Annotated in this window: 2 protein-coding genes and 1 tRNA gene; all 3 read right to left on the reverse strand. The window is 62.3% G+C overall.

All coding sequences use genetic code 11. The annotated features are described in order from the left end of the window. Window positions 1-227: 227 nt before the first annotated feature. Complete coding sequence (gene addA, locus B5D52_RS15720) at window positions 228-3,755, reverse strand: helicase-exonuclease AddAB subunit AddA (protein ID WP_016148737.1); 3,528 nt, start codon at window positions 3,753-3,755, stop codon at window positions 228-230. After that, on the reverse strand, window positions 3,736-7,137 hold the full coding sequence (locus B5D52_RS15725) for a PD-(D/E)XK nuclease family protein (RefSeq protein WP_016148738.1): 3,402 nt from the start codon (window positions 7,135-7,137) through the stop codon (window positions 3,736-3,738). The genes addA and B5D52_RS15725 overlap by 20 nt, the downstream gene beginning before the upstream one ends. 76 nt (window positions 7,138-7,213) lie before the next feature. Continuing rightward, window positions 7,214-7,289 (reverse strand) — tRNA-Gly (locus tag B5D52_RS15730). Window positions 7,290-7,515: the final 226 nt, after the last annotated feature.

Consider the following 7,515-nt stretch of genomic DNA (forward strand, 5'->3'; position numbering starts at 1 on the left):
TTATTTATAATACCACACCGAAGAGCCTCTGTCAATAAGTTTTTTCATTTTTTTGAAGTTTATTCAAAAAAACTTTGTAACTCATTAGGTTTTCTTCGTGGCATGCCGTCCTCAAACAGACAGCTTAAATATAATACCACCAGCTTTTCCCAAAGTCAACGGTTTTCTTGCGATTTTCCGAAAAATTTCGGGCAGGCCGTCCATGAGACAGTCTGCCCGGTTTGCCATCAAATATACACGGTGCTATGGCTGGTAAAGAAATACAGTGCGCGGCCCAAAACCGGCTTATCGAAAATCTTCTCGACCGCGGTCTGATAGGCATCCAGCTGGGGTCGATACTGCTCGGCACGTTCGAGCGCTCCCTTTTTGGTCACGCGGTCGGTCTTAAAGTCCACGATCAGGAAGCCGTCCGCCGTCTCGGTCATGCAGTCCACGACACCTTGCAGCAGCACTTCCTCCTCTGTCCCCGCGGCTTCCGGGTAATAGTCCGCCGCCGGAACGGTGACCGAAAACTTAAACTCGCGCCGCAGCTCGCCCGTCTGCATGTGCTTCCGATAGAGATCGGACTGGAAAAACGCTTCAATGCGCTCGGGTTCGACCGCGTCAGCCTGCTCGGGTGACAGAATCGCCCACTCGCGCAGGCGTGCAATCTCCTCCCGCACCCGGCCGTCGGCGCACGCGTCAAAATCGCAGAACTGCATAAACAGATGATGCGCCGTGCCGCGCTCGGCCGGGGTCAGACCGCGTACCTGCTGCTCAAAGTCCGGTCTGCGCAGCGCCGGTGCCGGCCGAACAGGTCGGGTGTCCTCGGCAGCTTCGACCGACTTATAATCGGTCTTGCGTCCGGTTGCGGTCAGCTTGGCCGGGATATCGGCCAATGCGGCATCGGGATAATCGAGCGCAGGCGGCACAGCAGGCAGATCGGCAAAGGCCACCGGTTCGGCGGTCTGCGACTGCCAGCCGGTCAGCTCACTCGGCTTCTTATAATAGAAGGCGATGTCGTCCGGCGCTTTGCCGTCCATCTCTACGGTGCGCCCGGTCACGCTGCGCACCGCGCCTGCCTTGGGATGGCGCAGCAGCGGTGCCAAAATCCAGGACATCGGCGTGTGCACGCTGCCCATCGCGTAAGGCGGCAAACTGTCCAGCGCGGCAAAACGCGCCAGTCGGTCGAGCTGGGTGGCAAACTGCGCCGACGCGCAGGTAATGATGAGTTTTTCTTTGGGGCGCGTCAGCGCAACATATAAGACGCGCAGTTCCTCGCTCACCGCTTGCTGCCGCATTCTCGCCGTGACCGCCTGCCGCTCCAAGGTATCATAGCGCACGCCGCGCGTCAGATCGCGGCACTTGGCGCCGAAGCCCAGCGACGGATGCACAAGCACGGGTGCGGTCAGATCGCGCTCGTTGAAGCGCTTGGCCGTGTCCGCGAGCACGACGACCGGGAATTCCAGTCCCTTGGACTTATGGATGGACATGATGCGCACCGCGCCCTCGCCTCCCTCGGCGCGGACGGTCTCGAAATCGTCCCCGTTTTCCTCCATCGAGCGCAGCAAGCGCACAAAACGGAACAGGCCGCGCGTGCCCGACTGTTCAAATCCGCGTGCCCGCTCGAAAAAGGACAACAGATTGCGCTGACGCTGCGCGCCGCCCGGCATGGCACCGAACAGGCCGAGTGCACCGGTCTGGTCGTAGATGCGCCAGAGCAGCTGGTAGACCGGCAAATCGCAGGACAGCGCGCGCAGTTCGTCCAGCTCGCGCAGGAAATTCTGCACCTTGGGCGACTCACTCAGGCGCGCCGCCTCATAAAAGCTGATTTTGCGGTCGAGCAGTCGAATTTCGGCCAGCTCGTCCTCGGAAAAGTCGTAGAGCGGCGAGCGCATCACACCGATGAGCTGCACATCCTGTCTGGGGTTGTCGATGACCGACAACAGCGACACGATAGTGCCGACTTCGGTGGTCTGCATGAGTCCGGCGCTCTCCTCGGTCTGTGCCGCAAGGCCGTATTCGGCCAGCGCTGCGCGGTAGGTCGCCGCGCGTGCCTTGGGCGAGCGCATGAGGATGACCACGTCGGAGGCGCGGAGCGGTCTTGTGCTGTCGCTGCCCCGGTCGGTGACCGGAAAACCGCTGTCGATCAGCTCACGGATACGGCAGGCCGCCATGCGCGCTTCGAGCAGCGCCTTATCCTCCCCGCTCTCGTCGTCCGCCGTGTCCAGCAGCCAGACCTCGGTGTCGTCGGTGCCCGGTGTGTGTTCGGGATAGTCCGCGCCGACGTACAGCGCTTCGCGGTCGGTGTAATCCAGATCGCCCACCCGCTCGCTCATGACCGCACGGAAAATATAGTTGACCGTGTCGAGCACCTGCGCACGCGAGCGGAAGTTCTTGGACAGAACGACGCGTCTGCCCTGTCCCTCGGCGGGTTCGTCGGTGAACGACTGGTATTTATCGAGGAAAATATAGGGGTCGGCCAGACGGAAACCGTAGATCGACTGCTTGACATCGCCGACCATAAAGAGGTTATCGCGTGCGATGGCCGAAAAGATGGCATCCTGCACGCCGTTGGTGTCCTGGTACTCGTCGACCAGAATCTCGCAGAAAGACGCGGCCAGACGGTCGGCCAGCATGGACGGCTTGCCGTTCTCGTACAGCAGGCGCACGGCAAAGTGTTCGAGGTCGTTAAAGTCGGCCAGGCTGCGGCGGCGTTTTTCGGCGGCAAAAGCCTCGGCGAACTGTTCGACCGTATCAATCAGGGCGTCGAGTGCCGGGCGCACCAGTGCGCGGTCGTAGGCAGCCTGTTCGGTGGTCACGCACAGCAGTTTGCCCTTAATCTCACCCGCGACTGTCTTCCACTCCTCGCGCAGTCCCTTGATTTCCTCCTGAAAGTCCTTGTCCTCATAGCCGCGGATGGTGCCCAGACGGTCAAAGTGCAAGTCCTGTGCGAGTTCGACCGCCTTGTCCCAGTCGTTTGCGTCGATGGCGGCAAGGAGTGCTTCGGCCTGCTTGACGTCCGACGTGATGGCCGGGGCGTAAGCCGCCTCGAGTGCTTCGTCCTCGTGCAAGAGCTCGAGTGCGTGATGCAGAAAGGCCAATCCGTACTGCGCCGCCATGCGCGCCTGATCGAGCAGCAGTTGACCGTGTGCGGTGTCTGCCGGGCTGCCCCCATCCATCAGGCTCTTGCGCACCTCTTCCAGAAAACCTTCCGGGTCGGCGTGCGCACGGGTCTTTTCGAAGGTGTCCAGCACGGCAGCCGCCAGCGGCCTATCGTCCTGTCCGCTGGTCAGCAGATCGCACAGCGCGGCAAAACCCGGGTCGTCCTGTGCATATTTGGCTTCGAGCACGTCTTCCAGCACCTCGTCGCGCAGCATGCCCCGCTCGCTCTCGTCTGCCAGACGGAAATCGGGCGGCAGATCGAGTGCGGCAGCCTGTTCGCGTACCAGTGTCAGGCAGAACGCGTGCACGGTGGTGATGCGCGCCTTGTGCACGAGCAGCAGCTGACGGCGCAGACGCGCATTGTCCGGGTCATCGGCCAGACGGGCGGCAATCGCGTCGGCCAGCTTGCCGCGCATCTCGGACGCTGCCGCGTTGGTATAGGTCACGAGCAGAAAGCGGTCGATATCGACCGGGTCCTGCGGGTCGGTCAGACGGCGGATGACGCGCTCGACCAGCACAGCGGTCTTGCCCGAACCGGCTGCCGCCGACACCAGCAGGTCACTGCCCCGCGCCGTGATGGCGGTCAACTGGTCATTTGTCCACTTGGTCATGGTCTTTTCCCTCCAGCTTGTCCCAAACTTCGCTGTCCTTGAACTTTTTAAGCGGACGGTACTGGTCGCCCGCGCTCTCGTCAAACCGGCAGGCCGCGCAGTAGTCGCAGAACTGACACTGCGGCAGGTTGCCCTGCACGCACGGGTCGGCGCTCACGTCACCCGCGAGCAGTTCCCGGCCCATTTCTAAGAGTTTGGTCTGTGTGTATCGCGCCAGCCGTCCGAACTTCTCCAAATCGGCTACCGACGACACGGCCGCGAGCTCTGGCGTGGGTTCGGGGTTTTTCTTGGTCGGCTTTGCCACTTTGAGCTTGACCGGCAGGAATTTGCCCTCCCCGGTCAGTCCCTTTTCCATGGCTTCCAGTATATCGATGTCGTCAGACAGCAGTCCCGACCGCCGCAGCGCACGCTCGCGCAGCGCGTGCAGGGTCTCGTCGTCCTGTGCACGCTCGCCGTCCGGAATGGTATCACGCACGGGCACGTACAGCACACCCGCCGGGCGGATTTCGTTGAGCTCGCCGGTTAGCTTGGCGCGGTAGCGCTCCAAACCCTCGGTTTGCAGGGCATATAAATAGATAATGAGCTGCATGTTCAGGCCGTTCCACACGTCGGACAGTGAGAACGACTTTTTGCCGCTCTTGTAGTCCATGACGCGCAGGTATAGACGGCCATTTTGAATGTAGCCGTCCACGCGGTCGACCTTGCCCGACAGCGACACGGTCACGTCATCGTCCTGCACCGTGACCGGCGGCAGGTCGCCGCCGCGCGAGAAGTCCAGCTCGTAGTCGATGGGGACGAAGTCGGACGCGCGCAGTTCGTCGAGGACGTTGTTTAAGATGGTCTCGACGCTCTTGACCAGTCTGCGGAAGAGGGCCTGAAAGCGTGCGGTTTTGTCGGCAAGGCCGCCGAGGGTGTCGTCGATATAGGTCTGCACGGCAGCGCGCAGCAGTTTTTTGATCGTGCGCGGCTCGGCTGCCATCACGCCGCCCGGCTCGTTTGCCAGCTGCTGCAAGACGGTCTCGAGCACGAAATGGATGAATGTACCGGCCTCGGGTGCGGCAAAGTCGGCGCGTTTGCGCTGCTTGGCTTTGAGTCCGTACTGCATAAAGAAGGCGAAGCGGCAGGAATAGAACTTGTCCACGCGCGAGGCGGTCAGGTTCAGGCGCTTGCCGTACAGTCCCTCGATGACCTCCCGATCGTGCAGCGGGCCGCGTGCGGGTGACCAGCGGTGCGCACGGCGGACAAGTTCCAAATCAGCACAGTGGTTCAGCGCGGCGCAGGCCGCCGGGGAGCGGTCGTCTCCAAGGGCAGCGCACGCAAGCTCGGCGGTCGGGCGCGGCGCTTCGAGCGCGTCGGTGTCCGGGTCGGCGGTCTGGATGGTCAGTCCGTCCAGTCGAGCGCGGAATGCGCCGATCAGGTAGGACGGACGGCACGGGCTGCCGTCGGCTGCCGCCGCGTGGTAGGACAGGATAAGCTGTTCGGTCGGGCAGGCGATGGCCTTATAGATGGTCTCCTGCTCCATGAGCATGCGCTCAGCGCCAAAGGCCGACAGCGTCATGCCGATGCCGTCGAGTGCCAGTCGGTCGGTCTCGGTGAGCACGGCCGACGGCCCAGGTGCCTTGGGCAGCACGCCGTCGTTGCAGCCCAGCACGATCAGATACTTGACTTGTCCGCTGCACACGCGGTCGATGGCGCCGCAGGTCACGCGGTCGAGCGAGACCGGAATCGCGCCTACGTCGTACTCGGACAGGACAAGGTGGAATAAAGTCGAAAAGCGTGCCGCTGTCATGGGCGCGTCACCGCACACCCACACGGTCTGTTCCATCGCACCGACCAGAATTTCCCACAGCTGACGGTACTCGTCGGCCAGCTGCAAGCGGCCTGCCGCCTCATGCGCCTGCGCACGGTCGGTCATGCGTCCGGCGGTGTCCTCGGCTTCGAGGAAGGCGTACAGCGCACGCACGCAGTCCCCGGCGGTCTGAGCATGCTTAAGCGCTGCTTGCAGGGTGACAAAGGGTGAAATGATGCGCTCACGCAGTTCGTTGAGCGTGTCCAGACGGGCTTTGGCGTCGTCGTCCAGCGCAAGGCCGTAGCCGTCCGGGTGATTCTTCCACGGCTTGTTCCATCCACCGCCGCGCACGCGCCAGGTCAGGACATAGTTTTCCAGCTGGTCGATCTCGTCCGGGTCGGCCGCGCACAGGCCGGTCTTGAGACAGCCGAACACGTCCTCGTACCTGAGACCGTTTGCCGCCGCTTCCAGCGCACCGGTGACCAGCGCGAGCGGTGGTTTTTGCAGCAGATCGGCCTTTTCGCTCAGGAAGATGGGCACGTCGTAGCGCGCCATGGCCATTTCGAGCGCTGCCGCGTAGCTGTCGCCGTCGCGCGCCGCGACCGCGAAGTCGCGCCAGTGCGCACCGGTTTCACGCACCATGCGGCGGATGAGCGCGGCGGCGTGGGTACACTCCTCGAAGGGCGTGGACGCGCACACAAGGTGCACGCTCTGCCCGTCTGCCGGTTCGGGCGATGCCGCGGCCTGCAAGCCCACGCGCTCGAGCACGGCCAGATCGTGCGGACGGGGCGCAGCCGCGCCCAGGTCGATGATCTCGGCCTTTTGTCCGTGTCGTGCCGCCATGCGGGACAGCAGCGTGACCGTCTTGCAGCCCGAGACAAACACGTCGGGTTCTCTGCGGTCAGCGGCAATCGCCACGGTCAGCGGCAGTTTTTTCTCCAGAAAGCGGTCGATGACGCGCAATTCCTGCGGCGTGAACGAGGCGAAGGAGTCAATATAGATGGCGGCACCGTCCAGCACCGTGCTCTGCGGCAGCGCGTCGGCCAGTCGTCCGAGCAGATCACGCGGGTCGGGCACGGTCTCGTCGCACAGACGGTCGTACGCCGTGTACAGCGCGCCCAGATCGGTCAGCTTGCGTGCGAGCAAGTCGTCGCCCTCGGCGCGCATCTCCTGCGCCGCACGGAAAATGGCCTCGGGCGGCTGGGCGCAGGTTTTCAGCTCGTCGATCACGCCCAGCATTTCGCGCAGCAGCTCGGGGCGGTCGGTCAGACCGGGGTAAACCTCCATGCTGGTCTGCACCCGGCGCGCGGCCTCGTGCAGGGTCAGCAGACGACCTGCCGCGGTCAGCGTGGTCTGTGCCAGACCGCCGACCTCGGCGAAGATGCGGCCGGATAGACGGGTAAACGACAGAACTTCGGCGGTGCGTGCAGCGTGACCGCCGGTTGCGGCAGCCAGCCGGCGCTCGTAGGCGTGCGAGAACAGTTCCGGGACGATCAGATACTGTCTTCCCTCCCGTTTTTCAGCCTGCTGGGCGATTTCGTTCACCAAAAAAGCGGTTTTACCGCTGCGAGAGCGGCCAATGACGATGCGCATGGCAAAAAACAGCCTCCTTTCGCGTTTTGACGCGGGATAAAACGAAAAAGACCACTCTGCCGAGTGGTCTTGGTTTTGGAGCGGATGACGAGGCTCGAACTCGCTACCTCCACCTTGGCAAGGTGGCGCTCTACCAGATGAGCTACATCCGCATATCAAGTTGTTTGACTTAGTAAACCGGTTTACTTGCCGTTTACTGAAGTTCTTTGCTCCGGGCGGGATCGCGTTTGCCGAAGCTCCCTTTGCATGTTTTCTCATGCAGTCAGACTGGAAACACGGTGCACTTTGAAAAAGCAACGCAGTCGCTTTCACTGAAGTTTTCTTTGCTTTCTTTCTTTTTCAAAAGAAAGTAAGTGGTGCCTCCGGGCGGAATCGAAC

This window comes from Butyricicoccus pullicaecorum DSM 23266, assembly GCF_900167005.1.
Lineage (GTDB): Bacteria > Bacillota > Clostridia > Oscillospirales > Butyricicoccaceae > Butyricicoccus > Butyricicoccus pullicaecorum.